Annotated in this window: 14 protein-coding genes; 6 read left to right on the plus strand and 8 right to left on the minus strand. The window is 63.0% G+C overall.

Features of this window, described 5'->3' with window-relative positions:
• The first annotated feature begins 49 nt into the window (after nucleotides 1–49).
• Complete coding sequence (locus tag NKF06_RS02475) at nucleotides 50–613, plus strand: hypothetical protein (RefSeq protein WP_253244421.1); 564 nt, start codon at nucleotides 50–52, stop codon at nucleotides 611–613.
• On the plus strand, nucleotides 564–1,208 hold the full coding sequence (locus tag NKF06_RS02480) for a sialidase family protein (protein WP_253244422.1): 645 nt from the start codon (nucleotides 564–566) through the stop codon (nucleotides 1,206–1,208). Before NKF06_RS02475 ends, NKF06_RS02480 begins: the two co-directional genes overlap by 50 nt.
• Nucleotides 1,209–1,718: 510 nt before the next feature.
• Here the strand turns inward: NKF06_RS02480 and NKF06_RS02485 are convergent.
• The 6 genes from NKF06_RS02485 to NKF06_RS02510 all read right to left on the minus strand — a co-directional run bounded on the left by NKF06_RS02485 (nucleotide 1,719) and on the right by NKF06_RS02510 (nucleotide 7,896).
• Nucleotides 1,719–1,928, minus strand: coding sequence for a hypothetical protein (locus tag NKF06_RS02485; protein WP_058826925.1), 210 nt, complete (start codon nucleotides 1,926–1,928; stop codon nucleotides 1,719–1,721).
• The gene (locus NKF06_RS02490; RefSeq protein WP_253244423.1) at nucleotides 1,925–3,043 is read right to left on the minus strand and encodes a dipeptide ABC transporter ATP-binding protein; all 1,119 of its coding nucleotides are present in this window, start codon (nucleotides 3,041–3,043) and stop codon (nucleotides 1,925–1,927) included. Before NKF06_RS02490 ends, NKF06_RS02485 begins: the two co-directional genes overlap by 4 nt.
• Nucleotides 3,040–4,116, minus strand: coding sequence for an ABC transporter ATP-binding protein (locus NKF06_RS02495; protein WP_253244424.1), 1,077 nt, complete (start codon nucleotides 4,114–4,116; stop codon nucleotides 3,040–3,042). Before NKF06_RS02495 ends, NKF06_RS02490 begins: the two co-directional genes overlap by 4 nt.
• Entirely contained in the window at nucleotides 4,113–5,117 is a 1,005-nt protein-coding gene (locus NKF06_RS02500; RefSeq protein WP_253244425.1) for an ABC transporter permease, read from the minus strand. The genes NKF06_RS02495 and NKF06_RS02500 overlap by 4 nt, the downstream gene beginning before the upstream one ends.
• 1 nt (nucleotide 5,118) lies before the next feature.
• Complete coding sequence (locus tag NKF06_RS02505; RefSeq protein WP_042666462.1) at nucleotides 5,119–6,078, minus strand: ABC transporter permease; 960 nt, start codon at nucleotides 6,076–6,078, stop codon at nucleotides 5,119–5,121.
• A 75-nt stretch (nucleotides 6,079–6,153) separates the two neighbouring features.
• Entirely contained in the window at nucleotides 6,154–7,896 is a 1,743-nt protein-coding gene (locus NKF06_RS02510) for an ABC transporter substrate-binding protein (RefSeq protein WP_253244426.1), read from the minus strand.
• Nucleotides 7,897–8,082: 186 nt separating this feature from the next.
• On the opposite strand from NKF06_RS02510, the gene NKF06_RS02515 reads away from it, so the two are divergent.
• The 3 genes from NKF06_RS02515 to NKF06_RS02525 all read left to right on the plus strand — a co-directional run bounded on the left by NKF06_RS02515 (nucleotide 8,083) and on the right by NKF06_RS02525 (nucleotide 12,168).
• Nucleotides 8,083–9,345 (plus strand): amidohydrolase, encoded by a 1,263-nt coding sequence (locus tag NKF06_RS02515; protein ID WP_253244427.1) that lies wholly within the window; start codon nucleotides 8,083–8,085, stop codon nucleotides 9,343–9,345.
• 129 nt (nucleotides 9,346–9,474) lie between these two features.
• Nucleotides 9,475–10,731, plus strand: a complete 1,257-nt coding sequence (locus NKF06_RS02520; RefSeq protein WP_253244428.1) for a M20 family metallo-hydrolase — start codon at nucleotides 9,475–9,477, stop codon at nucleotides 10,729–10,731.
• A gap of 618 nt (nucleotides 10,732–11,349) precedes the next feature.
• The gene (locus NKF06_RS02525) at nucleotides 11,350–12,168 is read left to right on the plus strand and encodes an IclR family transcriptional regulator (protein ID WP_253244429.1); all 819 of its coding nucleotides are present in this window, start codon (nucleotides 11,350–11,352) and stop codon (nucleotides 12,166–12,168) included.
• A 246-nt stretch (nucleotides 12,169–12,414) separates the two neighbouring features.
• On the opposite strand, the gene NKF06_RS02530 is transcribed toward NKF06_RS02525, so the two are convergent.
• Nucleotides 12,415–13,512, minus strand: coding sequence for a TrmB family transcriptional regulator (locus NKF06_RS02530; RefSeq protein ID WP_058826931.1), 1,098 nt, complete (start codon nucleotides 13,510–13,512; stop codon nucleotides 12,415–12,417).
• Between the two features lie 705 nt (nucleotides 13,513–14,217).
• On the minus strand, nucleotides 14,218–16,449 hold the full coding sequence (locus NKF06_RS02535) for a glycoside hydrolase family 3 N-terminal domain-containing protein (RefSeq protein WP_253244430.1): 2,232 nt from the start codon (nucleotides 16,447–16,449) through the stop codon (nucleotides 14,218–14,220).
• Between the two features lie 435 nt (nucleotides 16,450–16,884).
• Here NKF06_RS02535 and NKF06_RS02540 point away from each other — a divergent pair, with 435 nt between their 5' ends.
• Nucleotides 16,885–18,483: an ABC transporter substrate-binding protein gene (locus NKF06_RS02540; RefSeq protein ID WP_052368173.1), complete on the plus strand. Its 1,599-nt coding sequence runs from the start codon at nucleotides 16,885–16,887 to the stop codon at nucleotides 18,481–18,483.
• Nucleotides 18,484–18,494: the final 11 nt, after the last annotated feature.

Below are 18,494 nucleotides of genomic sequence, written 5' to 3' on the forward strand. Positions count from 1 at the left end.
CGGCTGCGATATCTTTAATATCCCCGCCCCAACTCTCTGAAACAGACACATGTTAGCGTCACCCAAGAGCGTCGAGAGTGCCGAACACACTATCGTCTACCACAGTGATGATGAGTTCTCAGCGTGGCCGTTCAACGGCGGGATGTGGAAGACCGATGACGGCGTCGTCGTCGGGTTCATCAACCACGACTGTGATTACTCAGTTCCGGAGAATCTCCACGACGCTAAGGTCGTTCGCTACGGGAGCGTCGTCTCTCCGACCGAGAATAAGCAGAATCAGTTGAGCCACGCGCGTATCGAGACCTACGGGTCCATCCGTGCGATGCGCACCACCGACGGCGGCGCGACGTGGACGGACGACGGCGTCATCTCGGACAACGTCGAGACCTCTGAACAGGTCCTCTACAACGAGATTCCGGACATCGAGGCGCACGACTTCTCGAATCAGAATACGCTCATGGCCTGTTGGTCTTCGCCGCATTCGGCTGCCTCTGACGCGGTGCCGTGGGTGAAACTCTCCGACGATGGGGGGGGACTCGTGGAGCGATGCGAAACGGCTCCCCATGTTCGACTTCGAGCGAATCCAGGGCCGCCCGTCGTACATTACTCGTGAAGATGGCACCCTCCTGTTGATGCTAACGGGGAAAACCAGCACCGACCCCCACGACGTGCCGATCGTGTACGCGTCGTTCGATGGGGGACAAAACTGGTCGTTCCTGTCGCAGATCGGTGGGAGCGAAAAGTACCGCATGCTGTGCCCCTCGCCAGTACTGCTTGACGACGGGACGCTTGTCGCGGCCGTGCGCTGTAAGATTTCCGTCGACTGTGAGTGGACCGAGATCTATCGCTCAACTGACGACGGGCGAAACTGGACGTTCGTCTCGCGAGTGAACGACCTTGGCGCACCGAGCAAACTCTTGGAGTACGATGGTTCACTCGTGTGTATCTACGGATATCGCCATCCACCGTACGGTATCCGCGCACGTGTGAGTCACGACGACGGTGCCACGTGGAGCCGCGAGTGGATTCTCCGTGACGACGGTGCGAACTACGACCTCGGCTACCCGCGCGCGGCCGTACTCGACGACGGGACGATTCTCGCCACGTACTATTTCAACCAACAGGACGATGAAGTCGCCGTCGATGGTGGTCCTCGACACATCGCGGCCACCAGATTCGACCCCGAGGAACTACTCTCCAACCGGTGATGACCCGACGAACAGCCGCGTCTCTACCGTCCTCCGCTTCGCAATAGAACAGCCTCCGTCGAACCTCGAAACTTCGGTTCGAATCGCCTCTTCTAGTGTTTTGCTTCCTATCCGCTCCGCAGTCTCTGAGAGTGGGTATTGACGCAGATGTAGAGGAAGGCCCAGGACTTCACTCGAGGATGATTTGGACAGACGAATATTGTTTATTCGTGACACACCTATGAGACACACATAGTTATTTTATAAAAAATAAAAGTATATATTTAATATTTTTTCAAATATACTCATTCCTGATATTCGGAATATATACTAATCAGACAAATATCCCAATATAATTGTACTTTTACTCCCGTATTCAAGACATATCTGATTTCCCCTCATTGAAAGGACCCTCAGTTGTATTCTGAGTCATTATTGTTATATTTATGCTATTCTATAGAACGCCAACGTGACTCTATTCGCTTGGACGCAGAGGGTCTCGAACGGATGCCATGGTTCGGCAGCCACCTACTAGGTACGGTCGAACTCGTCGTCTATCATCGCCAGCGCCCCGCCGGAGTTGAACAGCAGGCGGCTCACGACCACCCACGTCGGCACCGCGAGGACGACCAGCGCGACCGTGCTCGCGATGGGCGACAGCGGCGGCAACAGCCCGCGGTAGAACCACACGATGGCAAACGTCAGGACGATTCGGAGCATCGGTTTGACGGCGATGCTCATCTGTCGTCGTCACCCTGACCCCGTCCGCGACCGTCGGTCGCGACCGTCGGTTCGGCGTCGAAGTTCTCGATGCTGAACCGTTCGTCGACGTCTTGTGCGGCGCTCGGGACGCCCGCCCCGGTCTCGAACTCGTCGACGTGAATGCAGGCGGCCTTGTGGCCGCCGGTCGCGCCCGCCACCTCGTCGAGCGTCGGGTCGACCGACGTGCACTCTTCTGTCGCCTCGGGACACCGCGGATTGAACGAACAGCCGGACGGCGGGTCGAGCGGCGAGGGGACCTCGCCTTCGAGCACCTGCCGCTGCCGCGCCAGCTCCGGGACCGGCTGGGGAATCGCACCCAACAGCGCCCGCGTGTAGGGGTGCTGCGGATTCGAAAACAGCTCGTCGGCGTCCGCGAGTTCGACGATTTCGCCGAGGTACATCACGGCGACGCGGTCACAGACGTGGCGAATCACGCTGAGGTCGTGGGCGATGAACAACAGCGTTAGGTCGAACTCCTCCTGAAGGTCCTCGAGCAGGTTGAGGATCTGCGCCTGAATCGACACGTCGAGCGCCGAGACGGGCTCGTCGGCGACGATGAAGTCCGGGTCGACCGCGAGCGCGCGGGCGATGCCGATGCGCTGGCGCTGGCCGCCGGAGAACTCGTGGGGGTAGCGGTTCGAGTACTGCGGCGGGAGGCCGACCGTCTCCATGAGTTCGTCCACGCGGGCGTCGCGTTCGCCCTCGTAGAGGCCGTGAATCTCCATCGGCTGTTTGATGATTTGGCCGACGGTCTTCCGGCGGTTGAGACTCGATGCGGGGTCCTGGAAGACGATTTGGATGCGCTTTCGCATCTCCGTCATCTCCCGGTCCGACAGCGCCGTCAGGTCGGTGCCGTCGTAGCTGATCGTCCCCTTCGTTGGTTCGTCCAGCCGGAGGACCGACCGCGCGGTCGTCGATTTGCCCGAACCGGACTCGCCGACGAGGCCGAGCGTCTCGCCGCGCTCGATGTCGAACGAGACACCGTTGACGGCCTTCACGGTCTCGTCGGCACCGAGCAGACGGTCGATGAAGCCGTCGTTCTGCGTGAAGTACTTGTGGAGCCCCGAGACGGACAACAGCGGGTCGTCGCTCATTGGGACGCACCCCCATCGGTCGCGGGCGTCGCGGGACTGCCGCCGTCGGCCTCCGCACGCTCCATCTCGATGGCCGACTTCGAGAGGTTGTAGCCGCGCGCGTGGAGACACGCCGCTTCCCGGCCGGGTTCGACCTCCCGCAGTTCGGGGTCGTACGACTCGCACTCGGCGGTCGCGTGGGGACACCGCGGGTGGAACGAACAGCCCGACGGCAGGTCCGTGAGGTTTGGCACGTCGCCCTCGACGGGCGTCAGTCGGTCGGTGTCGTCGGTGAGCCGCGGAATCGACCGCATGAGGCCGCGGGTGTAGGGATGCCGTGGGTTCTCGAAGAGTGCGTCCACCCCAGCGCGCTCGACGACGCGGCCGCCGTAGGCGACGGCGACGCGGTCGCAGGTCCCGGCGACGACGCCGAGGTCGTGGGTGATGAGGATGATGCTCATCCCGTACTTCTCTTGGAGTTTATCGAGGACGGTGAATATCTGCGTCTCGATGGTCACGTCGAGCGCCGTCGTCGGTTCGTCGGCGATGAGCACGTCCGGCTCGCAGGAGATCGCCATCGCGAGGAGCGCGCGCTGACGCATCCCGCCGGAGAACTGGTGGGGGTAGTTGTCGACGCGCGAGGTCGGTTCGGGGATGCCCACGTCGGCCATGAGTTCGATGGTCCGCTCGCGGGCCGCCGCGTCCGACACGTCCTGGTGAGTCTTGATGACCCGGCTGATCTGGTCGCCGACGGTGAACACGGGGTTGAGACTCGTCATCGGGTCTTGGAACATCATCGCGATGTCGTTGCCCCGAATCGACCGCATCTCCGCCTCGCTTTTTTCGAGCAGGTCGTCGCCGCGGTAACGGACGCTTCCCCCCTCGATGCGACCGGGGCTGTCGACGAGTTGGAGCATCGACAGCGCGGTCACGGACTTGCCGGAACCCGACTCACCGACGATGCCCAGCGTCTCACCCTCGTAGAGGTCGAACGACGAGCCATCGACGGCTTTGACCGTCCCCTCGTCGGTGTAGAACCGCGTGACGAGGTCGCGGATTTCGAGCACCGGCTGTTCGTCCGGTTCGACGCTCATCGCTCGCCTCCGTCGTTGCGGGGGTCGAGCGCGTCGCGCAGGCCGTCACCGAGCAGGTTGAACCCGAGGATGGTGACGACGATGACGAGGCCGGGGAACACCGAGTACCACCACTCGCCGCTGTAGAGGTAGCCACGGGCGTTCGACAGCATCAGTCCGAGGCTCGCGTTCGGCGGCTGGATACCGAGCCCGAGGAACGACAGCGCGGCGCTGGCGAGGACGGCCGTCCCCATGTAGAGCGTCCCCTGGACCACGACGGTCGGCAGGGTGTTGACGGCGATGTCCTTCACGAGGATGTGTCGGTCGCTCGCGCCGAGGGACTTCGCGGCGTCGACGTAGTCTTCTTCCATCTCCTTGAGGACCGACCCGCGCATGACGCGCGCGAAACTCGGGATGTAGACGACGCCGATGACGGCGATGACCTTCACGATGTTCGGGAGGGTGAACGAGCCGTACTCCGTGCTTCCGACCCCGAGCACGCCGAGCACCGCGATGGCGAGGATGAGACTCGGGAAGGAAAACAGGATGTCCATGAAGCGCATGACGACCTCGTCGACCCAGGTGTTGCGGTAGTAGCCCGCAATCGCGCCGGCGGTCACGCCAATCGCCATCGCGAAGCCGACGACGCCGAGCGAGACGGTCATCAGCGTCCGCAACCCGTAGATGATGCGCGAGAGGATGTCCCGACCGTGGTGGTCGGTGCCGAGGTAGGCCGTCGTCGTGCCGACGACCTCGCCGGCGTCGTTCTCGACGATCATCTCGGTGCCCATCGGCATCGGGTTGTGTTCGCCGTCCGGTGCCTCGAACTGCGTCGTCGGGTCGTGGGGGGCGAGAAACGGCGCGAACAGTGCGGTCAGGAGCATCGTGAGGATAATCGCGGTCCCCACGAGCGAGAGGGTGTTCTTGCGGAACTCCTTCCAGAACATCTCGAACTGACTGTGGTGCGTACCGGGGGCTTGCGCGGCCGGCACCGCCTCGTCCGTGTGGTCTGTCGTTGCCATGTTAGTTTCCATCGTGTCTGATGCGGGGGTCGAGGTAGGCGTACAGCACGTCCACCGCGAGGTTCGCGAAGACGAACACGCTCGCGATGAACAGGATGAGCGCCTGGATGATGCGGTAGTCGCGGCGGTCGATGGCCAGTATCAGAAGCTTGCCGATACCGGGGAGGTTGAACACCGTCTCGGTCAGAATCGCGCCGTTCATCAGTTGGCCGAGTCCGACACCGATGACGGTCACGACGGGGATGAGCGCGTTCTTCGAGGCGTCCTTGAGGACGATTTCGCGCGCGCCGATACCCATCGCGCGGGCGGTCTTGACGTAGTCCTGACTGAGCGTGTCCAGCATCTCCGAGCGCATCATCCGGGCGATGAGCGCGGAGTAGGCCGTCCCGAGCGTGATGACCGGGAGGAACAACTGCTGGAGGTTCGCCACCGGGTCGACCCACGGCGGCGTCCAGCCGCCGGTCGCCCACGGGAACGAAAACTGCACCGCGAAGATCATGATGAGAATGATTCCCAGCCAGAAATCGGGAATCGAAATCCCCGACAGCGCGGCGATGCGCGCGGCGTGGTCCGCGGGCTTGTCCTTGCGGACGGCGCTGATGATGCCCGCCGGGATGGCGATGAGAATCGCCGTGATCATGCTGAGAATCGACAGCTCGACCGTCAGCGGGATGCGCTCGACGATGATGTCAGTCACGGGCGTCCCCTGCTGGACCGTCCACGACACGCCGAAGTCGCCTTGGATGGCGTCGAGCATCCACAGACCGTACTGGACGTACAGCGGGCGGTTGAGCCCCATCTCCAGTCGAATCTGCCTGACGAGTTCCTCGCTGCTGAGCGGGCCGAGCATCACCCGCACCGGACCGCCCGGTGCGAGGTGGACGAGCGCGAAGACGACGACGCTCACCCCGAGGAGGACGGGAACGCTCAACAGCAGGCGCTTGAGGACGAACCGGAACATGCTCACGGCTGAGTCACCTCCCGGGTCGCCGTTGGAACTCGACGTGGCTGGCGCGAACGCGTGTGCATCTGTTCGTCACTCACCCTTCGAGACGAAGCGGTAGTTGTCTTGGAACGTGCCCACGTCGTAGTCGTTGACGGCGTTGCGCCACGCCTCGAGTTTGTTGACGTAGGCGATGTCGATCTGGATGCCGTGTTCGACGAGGTACTCCTCCAGTTCCCAGACGATTTCCTTCTGTACTTGTTCGTCCGTCGACGCCTGCGCCTCGCGGAGCTTCGAGACGTACCACTCGTGGCCGTTCGAGAAGTCGCCCTCGGCGTCTTCGGGCGCGGCGGGGCCGCTCGGCGCGTAGATGTCTTCGAGGTCGTCGGAGGGGTGGTGCCAGTTGTTGTGGTTGTGGTTGTTGTCGGCGTAGCCGGCGTCGAGCCACGACGTGGCAACCGGAATCGACTGCGCCCAGTCTTCCATCGCGGCGTGCCACGTGTCCGTGCTGTACACTTGGTTGAGGAGCGTGGACTTGTCGACGGCGGTGACGCTGGCTTCGATGCCGATTTTCGACAGTTGGTTCTGGATGACGACGGCCTCGTCTTTGAACCACGACCCCTTGGTGGCGATGATGTCCATCTCGAAGCCGTCGGGGTTGCCCGCGAGTTCGAGTTCTTTCTTGGCCTTCTCGGGGTCATACATCTGCATCTCCTTGAGCTTCGGCGAGGTCCAGTCGCTGTCGGGGTACCACGGTCCCTTCTGGACCGCGCCCTGCCCGTAGAACACCTCGTCGAGAATCTCCTCGCGGTCGATGCCGAACAGCACCGCGCGGCGGTTGTGCCGGTTGCTCATCGGGTTGCCCTCGGACTCCATGAGGTTCACGTACAGTACCTGGGTGAAGTTACCGGGGACGGACTCGGTCGTGATGTCGGGTTGGCCGCTGAGGCTCTCGAAGTCCTTCGGGGGAACCTTGTCCGTCAGGTCGAGCTGGCCCGAACGGAGGTTCGCGAGGCGCGTGGAGTCCTCGCCGATGAAGTTGAACTTGAACTCGTCGACGGCGGGCGATCCCTCCTTCCAGTAGTCTTCGTTCTTCTCGAGGAGGACGTGACTTCCGCTTTTCCACTCGACGAATTTGAACGCGCCGGTGCCAGCGCCGGAGGGGTCCTGCGTGAGGTCGGTCGCGAGGCCGCTCGGTCCCTTGCCGTCTGCGGTGTCGCCGCGGGAGCCTTCGGGGACGATGCCTTCGAGGCCGCGGGTGAGCCACCAGTTGAGCGTCCCGAACGGCTGGGAGAGGTTGAGCCGAAGCGTCCGGTCGCCGACGATTTCGGTGTCCTCGACGAACGGGAGGCGGCTCTTGACCGGCGACTTGTTGTCGGGGTTGAGAATCCAGTCGACGGAGTACTTGAAGTCCTCGACGGTCACCTCGTCGCCGTTGTGGAACGTGATGCCCTCGCGGAGCGTGTACTCGAACGCCGTCCCGCCGTCGACGGGGTCGGGAACCTCGGTCACGAGGCCGGGCTGGAGTTCGGAGTCGGGCGTCAGTTCGATGACCTCGTCGTAGATGAGGCCGCCGATGGTGCTGGTCGCGGTGTCCGTCCAGAGCGCGGGGTCGAAGTTCCACGGCTCCGCGGCGAGTGCGACGTTGACGCGGACGGTCTCGCCCGAGTTGCCCGACGAACCGCTGTCGGTGCTCTCGCCGCTCGTCTCGGTTCCGTCGGAACCGCCGGAATCGCCGCCGGTACAGCCCGCAAACGCGGTCGCCCCGACCGCGCTCGCGGCCGCAATAAATTGCCGTCTGTCCATGTTTATCTCGGTAATGTTGTCGTCTGACATTGTTTTCTGGAGCTACGTACACACCCTTGTAGCGGTACGCGTGATACCTTAGCTCATGAAACACCGTTATTTATAGCTTTGGCAACCCCTCACAATCCTGGCACTATCTCGCAATGGAGTTCCGGACGCGTTCGTTGTGCTACCGCTTCCCAAACAGTTTAACCGGGTGGTTGCAATGTCGGCTTCATGGCGTACGCCAGCACGCTCTCTCTGCGAGAGTTACGACAGGACCTTCACGCCCACCCCGAGTCCGGGTGGAAGGAGTTCCGCACGACAGCCCTCATCGCCGCCGCGCTCGACGACCGCGAGTTCACACTCCACCTCGGCCCGCACGCCGTCGCCGAAGACGAGCGACTGGGCGTCCCCGACGACGACGCGGTCGCGGCCGCAGTCGAACGCGCACGCGAGGAAGGCGCACCCGAGGCCTACCTGGACCGGATGGACGGCATCACGGGGCTCGTCGCCGAGAAGCGCTTCGGCGACGGGCCGACTGTCGGCGTCCGCGTCGACATGGACGCCCTCGAACGCACCGAATCGAGCGACGAGGAACATCGCCCCGCGAAACTGGGCTTCGCGAGCACGCACCCCAACGAGATGCACGCGTGCGGCCACGACGGTCACACCGCCATCGGCCTCGGCATCGCCCGCGACCTCGACGACAACGGCGGATTCGACGGCACGCTCCGACTGTTCTTCCAGCCGGCGGAGGAAGGCGGCCGCGGCGGCAAGCCGATGAGCGAGACCGACCTGCTCGCGGACATCGACTACTTCCTCGCGCTCCACCTCGGCCTCGGCAACCCCACGGGGACGGTCATCGCCGCCTACGAGAACCCGCTTTCGAACGCGAAACTCGACGTGACCTTCGAGGGCGCGCCGAGCCACGCGGGCAACGCGCCGAACGAGGGGCGCAACGCGCTCCACGCGGCGACGGCCGCGGTCCAGAACCTCTACGGGATTCCGCGCCACGCCGACGGGACGACCCGCATCAACGTCGGGAAGTTCGAGTCCCCCAATCCGCAGAACATCATCGCAGAAGAGGCGCGCCTCCGCGTCGAGGTCCGCGGCGGGACCGCCGACCTGAACGAGTACATGCTCGAGAAGGCGCGACGCATGCTCGACCACGCCGCGGGCATGCACGACGTGTCGGTCGAGACGGGCCTCTACGGAAAGACGGCGACGTTCACGGCCGACGACGAGATGGTTGAGGCCGTCCTCGCGTCGGCGGCCGACCTCGACGACGTGACCGAAACGGTCCCGCGACTCGACATCGGCGGCAGCGAGGACGCCTCCTACCTCATCCGGCGCGTACAGGAACACGGCGGGAAGGCGACCTACGTCGGCATCGGTGCGAGCAACGAGTTCGGCCACCACACCTCGCGGTTCGACATCGACGAAGACGCCCTCGACATCGGCGTCGACGTAGTGTGTCAGACGATTCGAACGCTCTAACGCGGCGATTCGACCCGGCTGTTCGACCCCGACCAGCCGCGCGTCTCACCCGTCATCGCCGCCGTCGCCCCGTAGAATCTGCCACGAACACACACAATTATTAGACATCGTTTGCGAGTTGAGTCGCACATGCAGGCCTCCCAGCAGCGACTCCGCGAGGACATCGAAGCGAACGCCCGCTTCGGCGACATCGACGCGCCGGCGGGACGCGGCCGCACCGTCCTGACGGGGAGCGACGCCGACCGCCGCGCCCGCGAGTACCTCGTCGAGCGACTGCGCGACGCCGGCCTCTCGGTCCGCATCGACGCCGTGGGTAACGTCGCCGGGCGGTGGGTTCCCGCCGGAGCCGACCCCGACGCGGCACCCGTCGCCACGGGAAGTCACCTCGATTCGGTCCCCGAGGGCGGCATTTTCGACGGTCCGCTCGGCGTCTACGCGGCGCTCGAAGCGGTCCGGACGCTCCAAGAACGAGACGCCGACGTGAGCCTCGACCGCCCAATCGACGTGGTCTCGTTCACCGAAGAGGAGGGCGCGCGCTTCTCGCACGGCCTGCTCGGGTCGTCGGTGGCGACGAGGGCGCGAGACGCCGACGACGCGCTCGCGTTCCGAGACGCCGAGGGCACGACCCTCGACGCCCACCTCGACGCCATCGGCTTCCGCGGGACTGACACCATCGACGCCGCGGCGTGGGACGCGTGGGCCGAACTCCACATCGAACAGGGAACAGTGCTGGAGTCCGCGGGCGCGGCGGTCGGCGTCGTCGACGCTATCACCGGCATCACGACCTGCGCGGCCGACATCGTCGGCGAGGCCGACCACGCGGGCGCGACGCCGATGGACGAGCGCCGCGATGCGCTGGTCGCCGCCAGCGAGTTCGTCGTCGATTTCCGGGCCGCGGCCGACGATGTGGCGCAGAGCCAGAGCCAGACTGCCGTGGGGACCGTCGGCCAGTTCGACGTGGCCCCGAACGCGCGTAACATCGTCCCCGGAGAGGTCACGCTGCAGATGGACATCCGCGACGTGAACTACCGGGCGATGAACGCTATCGCCGAACGGGCCGACGCCGCGCTCGCGCGCCTCGAAACCACCCACCCGGTCGAGACGACGTTCGACCGCTACCGCGACCAGCGCCCCAGTCAGATGGCCGACGACTGCGTCGGCGCCGCCCACGACGCCGCCGCGGCCGAGGATATCGACGCGAAACGCATGCATTCCGCGGCGATGCACGATACTGCAAATGTTGCCGAGGTAACCGATGCCGTACTCCTGTTCGCTCCGTCCGCGGACGGCCTCTCGCACAACCCACGCGAATGGACCGACTGGGCGGACTGTGCGACCGCAGCGTCGGTTCTCGCGGGGACGCTCGCACGCCTCGCCGGCGCGTGAGTTGCGGCCGACGGCCTGCCTCGTTGTGAACTAGGGTCCCGTTTTCAGACAGTTCACGGCCAGATTCGCGTCTCTGTCGCGATTCCGTCGCGGCCGCGGTGTCTGTCTCGATATGTGGCACGCAGCCCCGAACTGGACCGTCTCTCGGGCAGACGTTCGTATTCCGGCGGTCTGGAGGCGCTCGAACGCGAACCACAGTTTTTCCGTCCCGCTTCAGTCGAACCCTCTCCTCGTGAATCATCGAGTTTTCCCTGCGAAACCTGCAGCCATTCGCTCTGCTCCGCGGTGTTGTCATCAAATACAACGGCTCTCCGAGTCGTGTGTGGTTCGACCGCGAATAGCGTCACCGAGCGGCCGAGTATCCGCGGAGAAGCCGATTCCACGCATCTGACAAGCGAGGTCGAGGGCGGCGGCCGTCACTTCCGGTGTGTCTCGAGGGAGACGCACATTCGCGCTCGCGCTGGGCGAGGGTGGCGGGCGGCTCCGGTTTCGAGTTGGGGTTGACAAGTATCGACCGAAGCCGCCTTCGAGCGGCGGTCTCAACACCGATTGTCCCCATCACGTTTCGATTGCAAGATATTCGGAACAGCTATGACACCCGATAGACGTTCTCGTAGCATGCCCGAGAACCCCAACACCGATGCGCCGTCCCGCACGCTGAGCACGGTGGACACGGCGGTCAGCGTCGTCCGGGCGCTCGAGGAGTTGAACGGGGCGCGCGTCGCCGAGTTAGTCGACTATCTGGGCCTCTCGAAGTCCACGGTGTACAACCACCTCGCGACCCTGCGGAAGAACAACCTCGTCGCCAAGGAAGACGACAGCTACCATCTCAGCCTCCAGTTCCTCCTCCTGGGCGAGTACGTGCGCAACCAGCAGATACTCTACCAGGTCGGCAAGGAGGAAGTCGAGGCGCTTGCGGAGAAGACCGGCGAGTACGCCCACCTCTCGACCGAACAGCACGGTCTGCGCATCAGCCTGCTCAAGGTGCGCGGCGAGCGCGCGGTCGGCAGCCAGTACCAGCGCTCGAAGATTCAGCGACCGGACAACCTCCACGCGTCGTCGACCGGGAAGGCCATCCTCGCGTTCCTCCCGCGCAGTCGGGTGGGGGAAATCGTCGACCAACACGGCCTGCCGGCGAAGACCGAGGCGACGATTACCGACCGCGACGCGCTGTTCGACGAGCTCGACGCCATCCGCGAGCGGGGGTACGCCTGCAACGACGAGGAGGAAATCGAGGGCCTCCGCGCGGTCGGCGCGCCGATCCGCGACCGCAACGGCACCGTCCTCGGCGCGCTGAGCGTCTCCGGACCGACGAGTCGCATCAAAGGCGAGCAGTTCCGCGACACCATCCCCGAGATGGTCACGAGCACGGCCAACATCATCGAGGTGAACATGAACATGGCCGCGCGGAGTTCGAGCGCCGGGCGCTTCGACTGAGCCGCCCATCCTCGACTGCCATGACATAGATATGCCCGTAATCTTTTGCGGCATCTCACTCGATTTCGGGTACGGTGTTCGGTCGAGAGGATCGGCGTTCTGACCGCCGTTTCGACTGTCTCACCGGGGCTCGTCCTCGAGCCGTCATGGAAACACGATCAGGTGTGTGAATACCGTCGGTGTTGTGAGTCGGAGAACCGTCCCGCAGCCGTCGGCGGCCGTTCGAAGCGGGCGAGAACTGACCGGTCAGTCTCGTCTCTCGTGGGTGAACGGGGTCTCTCCGATGTCGATACGCTCCAAGGTGATCGTCCGTATCTCCATGTCTTCGAAGACGGCACCCCATCCGCCAACGACGGCCGTTTCATCGCCCGTGTCGAGTGTGAGGTTCTTGTACGCTCCCAGGTCAGACAGTGCCAGTCGTGACGGCGGTCGCTCGTCTCCGTAGAACGAGATGTCGGCGACGCTCCCTTCGACAGTCGTCTCTCCTCCATCCGGAAGATCGACGCCTTCGACGGTGGCCCCGAGTTCGAACCCGCTTTCCCAAAGCGGGACGATATCTCGAATGAACTCTTCGATGGTCACGTAGGTGAACTGGTCTTCGGCGTCGAGGTAGACGGTCGGGTAGAGGTTCCACAGACAGGTGAGGAAGAACCAGTGAAAGACAAACGGCAGGATACGGTCGTAGACGAGGACGCCGTAGTCTTCGTCGGAGCGCGTGTTCGGTCCGAAACACGTCCGGTTTCGGTCGATGACGACGAGGAACGGTCCCGGAATGGTGCACACACGAAGTTCCGAGAGCACCCCACTCGGGTCGAACGCTGCTGGCGGTTCATCGCCCTGGTCGATGTAGACGGACGCACGAACGACGACACCTCGGTCGCGGGCCGCTTGGAGCGCTGGGGAGAGCGACTGGAGTTGTTCGAACGACCCGGCAACCTCCACGACGGTTTCTGCGTCGTCGATGAGCTCCTGTGCGTTCTCGACGGCTGTCTCGACACGCTTGGTGACGCCGACTCGCGCGTCCATCCGCTCGGGGGTCCGGTATCGCTCGCGGACCGCTTCGGCAGCCTCGTTGAGGAGTTCGCCCCTAGTTTCGAGGTCTGCCATCGCCGCCTCCGGGTCACACGGTTGCACGTAGAGTTTCTCTCGTTCGATCGTTTCGACGTACCCCTTCGATTCGAGGCTCCGGAGAACGTCGTACACTTGCGAGACGGGGACGGCGCTCTCACGGCCCACTTCGATAGCAGGCGAGACGCCCATCTCGAGGAGTGTGAGATAGGCGTCGGCTTGGTACGACGTGAGGTCCGCGTACTCGAGTGCTTTCGTCAGCGTTTCGCGGTCCATACTCGCACTCACACCATCATTCACCATGAATACTTCGCTGATGCCCGACCCTTTTTCGAGGAGCCGGTTGCGTTCGACCAGTACCAACATTACGGGCGTAATTTTGTAATGGTAATGTGCCCTCCAGCCCAGAGACACTCTAGAATATGACAGCTAAGCCGACGTCACGACCTCACGTCCCGACCGAGGAGCGAACCGACTCACCCGCCACGGACAAATACGCCGTTAGAAGCCGTCAAGCAGGCGTTTGTGATGTCAGTGAACTTATTTTTCATCACCCTATACAGAAAATTTGCTTGTATATGATGTCTTATAGTTCGAATCAATCTGAAACAGAGAATCAAGAATAGAGGTTCTAAAGCCAGATTTAAGACGATAAGAATCCTCACAGACATCATTGTGCTCTGAGTTATTTTCTCAAACGCTAGTCTATATGACCTGGTGAAAATAGTATGTATGTTTCATGTGGTCGAATGTCACGAAGTGGGACCTCCGGAAAACACCGAATGAGAGTCCAGAGGCGTCCATAAGGGCGTTCACAAACCTCGGGGCGACGGCTCACAGGAGACAGTTCCGCGTCTGTTCTCGACGCATCGTCGAGCGGGAGGAACCGTTTGGCTGAGCTCTCGACGAAGAACTGCCAGGAAGGATATCGCCGCAAAAAACCTCGCTCGGAACGGGGTCTTCAGTCCGCGACGGGGTCGGTCAGTCGGATTTCGGTTCGACGGTGATCGTGACGTCTTGCTCGCCGACACGAAGGGTGTACTCACCCGGAATCGCCGACACTCTCCCAGTTTCGTCGACGCGCCCAATCGATGCCGCATCAATGGGAATCGACACCGTCTCTGTGGCACCGGGGTCGAGCGAGACACGCTCGAACCCGCAGAGTTCCCGGACCGGGGTTATGCGCGTTCCAGCCTGGTCGGTGACGTACACCTGTACGACGGTCGAACCGTGTCGATCCCCGACGTTCTCCACGGGAAGTTCGACTGTCGTGGTCCCGTGGGGAGACATCCGTTCGTCCGTCACGGTCATCGAGCCGAACTCGAACGCAGTGTAACTCAGCCCGTGACCGAATTCGAAGAGTGGGTCGTACGACGGAAGATGCTCGTCGGGGCCGATCGGTGCCGGGTGCGGGAAGTGATTGAACCGGGTTGGAAGGTGACTCGCGGACCGGGGGACCGAAATCGGTAATCGCCCGCCGGGATCGCACGCCCCGAAGAGCGTCTCCGCGACGGCTTGGCCACCCATCGTCCCCGGGTAGTACGCCAGCAACAGCGACGGGAGATGCTCCGCCATCCACTCCACGGCCAGCGGTCGACCGGTGACGAGGACGCCGACGACAGGCGTCCCCGTCTCGTACAACGCCGTCACGAGGTCGCGCTGCGCATCGGGGAGTTCGAGCGTGGTCCGGTTCGGAAACTCGTCGGGAGCGGTCCCGCTCTCCGCGGTCGGCCCGAACTCGTGGATATACCAGTTTTCTCCGACGGCGACCACTGCGACGTCCGCATCCTTCGCCGCTTCGACTGCGGCGTCGATATCGACCGCTTCGGTTATCGTCGTTCCCTGCTCGTAGGTCACCGTCCCATCGCACACGGATTCGATTCCGTCTTTGATTGAGATGACATCGGTGCCCGCCTCGTCGGGGACACTCCAACCACCGAGTTGGTGAATGGGGTTGTCCGCGTTCGGCCCAGCGACGAGGACGTCGGCAGCGGGGTCCAACGGGAGCGTGTCGTCGTTCTGCAGGAGCGTCATCGACTTCCGCGCGGTCGCTAACGCGTCGGCCCGGTGCGCATCGGCACCGACGACATCTCGCGCTTCGTTCGCATCGACGAACGCGTCTTCGAAGAGCCCGAGCCGGAATTTGAGGTCGAGGACGCGCCTGACGCTCTCGTCGAGAACGTGTTCTGCAACCGCCCCCGATTCGACGAGCGAGACGAGGTGGTCCGCGTGCGCGACCGCATCGACTGATGCGACATCGAGTCCAGCGTTGCGAGTCATTCGGACCGACTCACGGTGGTCGCTCGCGACGTGGTGGTCTTCGTGGAGCATTCGGACCCCGTTCCAATCCGAGACGACGGTGCCATCGAACCCGAGTTTCCCTCGGAGAAGGTCTGTGAGATAGTCGCGCGAGGCGTGTGCGGGTTTCCCGTCGATTGCGTTGTAGCAGGGCATAACGGACGCGACTCCCTCGTCAATCGCGTCGACGAACGACGGTAAGAAGACGTTTCGAAGGAGGTACGAGGACACTTCGACGGGGGCAGTATCTTCCCCTCGTGCGGGCTCGCTATAGGCCGGGAAGTGTTTCGCGGTTGCCGCCACGGCGGTTGGGTCGCCGAGACCGTCGCCCTGGTATCCGCGTACCATCGCACCCGCCATCCGTCCGCACAAAAATGGACTCTCGCCGAACGTCTCGAAGGTGCGACCCCACCGCGGCTCTCGGGCAACGTCACACGTGGGCGAATAGTTCTGCTGTGCCCCCGACTTTCGGACTTCGGTTGCAGTGGCCGCTGCTGCGCTCTCGACGCCGTCTTCATCCCACGTTGCCGCCATCCCGAGTCCGTTCGGGAACGCTGTCCCTTCGGCGACGTACGCGTGACCGTGGACAGCATCCACGTTGAACAACAGCGGGATGCCGAGTCGAGTCTTCGACAGCGCGACTTCTTGCAGGTGGTTGACCGTCTCGACCACGTCGTCGATTCGAGAGTCGAGCGCCCCGGCCCACCCGAACGACGCAACAGCGCCGACTCCGGATTCGACGATTTCGTCTTCGACTGTTTCGACCGATTTGAACTCGTCGAGCTCTCCCGCCCACGTGCCGACGAGTTGCCCGGCTTTCTCTTCGACCGTCATTCGGTCGAGAAGGTCCGCGACGCGCTTGTCGGTCGGTAGAGTCTCATCTCTGTAGGGGGGATGCTTGCTTTCTGACTGCATACAGCGAAGAGAAGACCACTACTACTTATACATTTGCCAACGCGTGGCTATCGTCGCGCAGACGGTCGTGTTTCGCGACGAGCGCGAAACCGTGTCGTGCCCTCCGACGCCGACGTGTTCGGGTGGCGCTCTCGGGAGCGTTACAACAACGAACTACCGCATCTAACCAAATATTTATTAATAATGGCTATGGTTTGTTATCAGTACGCCATGTCAGACAGTACTGACCGCTTTAGCGACTTGATCAGCCGGCGCACTTTCGTCGAACTAACCGGGACAACCGGAATCGCAGCCCTTGCGGGGTGTAGCGGTACTTCCACCGGAGGGGGAACGACTGACGACGGTGGGTCGAACGGGGACACGACCGGGTCCAACGGGGACGAGACTGGCGGTGACGATTCCGAGTCGAGTGGGACGACTGTCCTCGACAAGAAGATGGTCGGTGCCACGAACAACGGCGTCCCGACGAACCTACACCTAAACCCGGAGGCGACACAGAACTACGACGAACGAGCGGGGAACTTCGTCTTCGAACGGCTCGCGGCCTACAACTTTGCGACCGGTGAATTCGAGCTAGCCGCGCTCGATTCGTGGTCGATCGACGGGCAGACGGTGACGCTCACGCTCCGCGACGACCTGTTGTGGGATACTGGCGAAGACGTGACTGCACGTGACGTCCTGACACAGTTCCGCCTGATGAAGAAGATGAACGCGTCGCTTTGGGACTTCACCGAGAGCGTCGAACAGGGCGAAGACGACAAGACCGTCGTTCTCAACCTCAAGCGACCATCCAACCCGGAGGTCATCAAACACACGCTCGCCAACGGGTCACTCCGACTGTTCGCGCACCATCCGACCTTCGAACGCTTCCTCGACAAAGAAGCCGAGGAACTCCAGCAGTTCAAATATGAAGGAGACGTGGTTGCGAGCGGTCCCTTCTCGGTCGCGTCGAAGTCGAAGCAGTCGTGGGAACTCACGAGGAACCCCGAATACTACGGCGCTGACAACATCAACTTCGCGGGCATCTCGCTTCTCTCGCGGGCAGACAACACCGCACTCCAACAGGGCCTGATGGGCCGCGAACTCGATTTCGTCACGAGCCTCTTCGCGCCGCCGAAGATCGTCGGCAACTTCCCCGACTCCGTCGAAGAAGTCACCATCTCTGCGAAATGGGGGTACGGTGTCCTGTTCAATCACGACGACCCCGACTTCGGGAAGCGAAACGTCCGGCAGGCGGTCGCTCACGTCATCAACCGCCAGCAGGTCGTTGATAACGCGGGGCCGCGAACGAAAGCGCCCGCACCGAAGGTTACGGGTATCGCCCCGGACGACCAGGAATCGTGGCTCGGTGATGCGTACGACTCCTTCGAGGGGTACGGCATGGCGGCGTCGCAGACGGACAAAGCCGCTGCGCTCCTCCGCGAGGCCGGCTACTCGAAGGAAGACGGCACGTGGACACACAGCAGCGGTCGAACCCTCGGTGGGACGTACTACACCCCCGCTGGCTGGACGGACTGGACCACGGCGACGAACACTGTCGTCGACCAGTTGAACGCGTTCGGCTTCGACTTCGAAATCAGCCAGAAGCCGACGGGAGATCTCTACGGCGGCTACATCGAGTCCAACTTCAAGATCGGCGCGTTCTACTGGATGCCCGGTGGTGCACGGTCGGCGTTCCCATACTTCCCGCTCCGCTGGCAGCTCACTAACCCGGACATCGACGGCGGCCACAACTTCCCGGAGGGCGAACAGACTGTCCCCGGGATGGATGGCGGCGAGATGACTATCGACCCACTCTCGGTGGCACAGGAGATTTCGACCACGCAAGACCGAGCCACGACGGAGGAACTCATCAAGCGTGTCGCCTGGCACCACAACCAGAACCTTCCAATACTGGGGCTGGTTGCGAAGCTCGAACAGTCGTGGCTCACCAACGACGAGTGGGACATCCCGGCGGAAGGGAGCGACGACCGAGCGATCAAGTGGCCAAGCGAGTGGCTCCCGCGCCAAGGACACCTCATGGCCGAGCAATAATCGGAGTGGAG

This window comes from Haloferax sp. AB510 (genome assembly GCF_024136985.1).
Classification (GTDB): Archaea; Halobacteriota; Halobacteria; order Halobacteriales; family Haloferacaceae; genus Haloferax.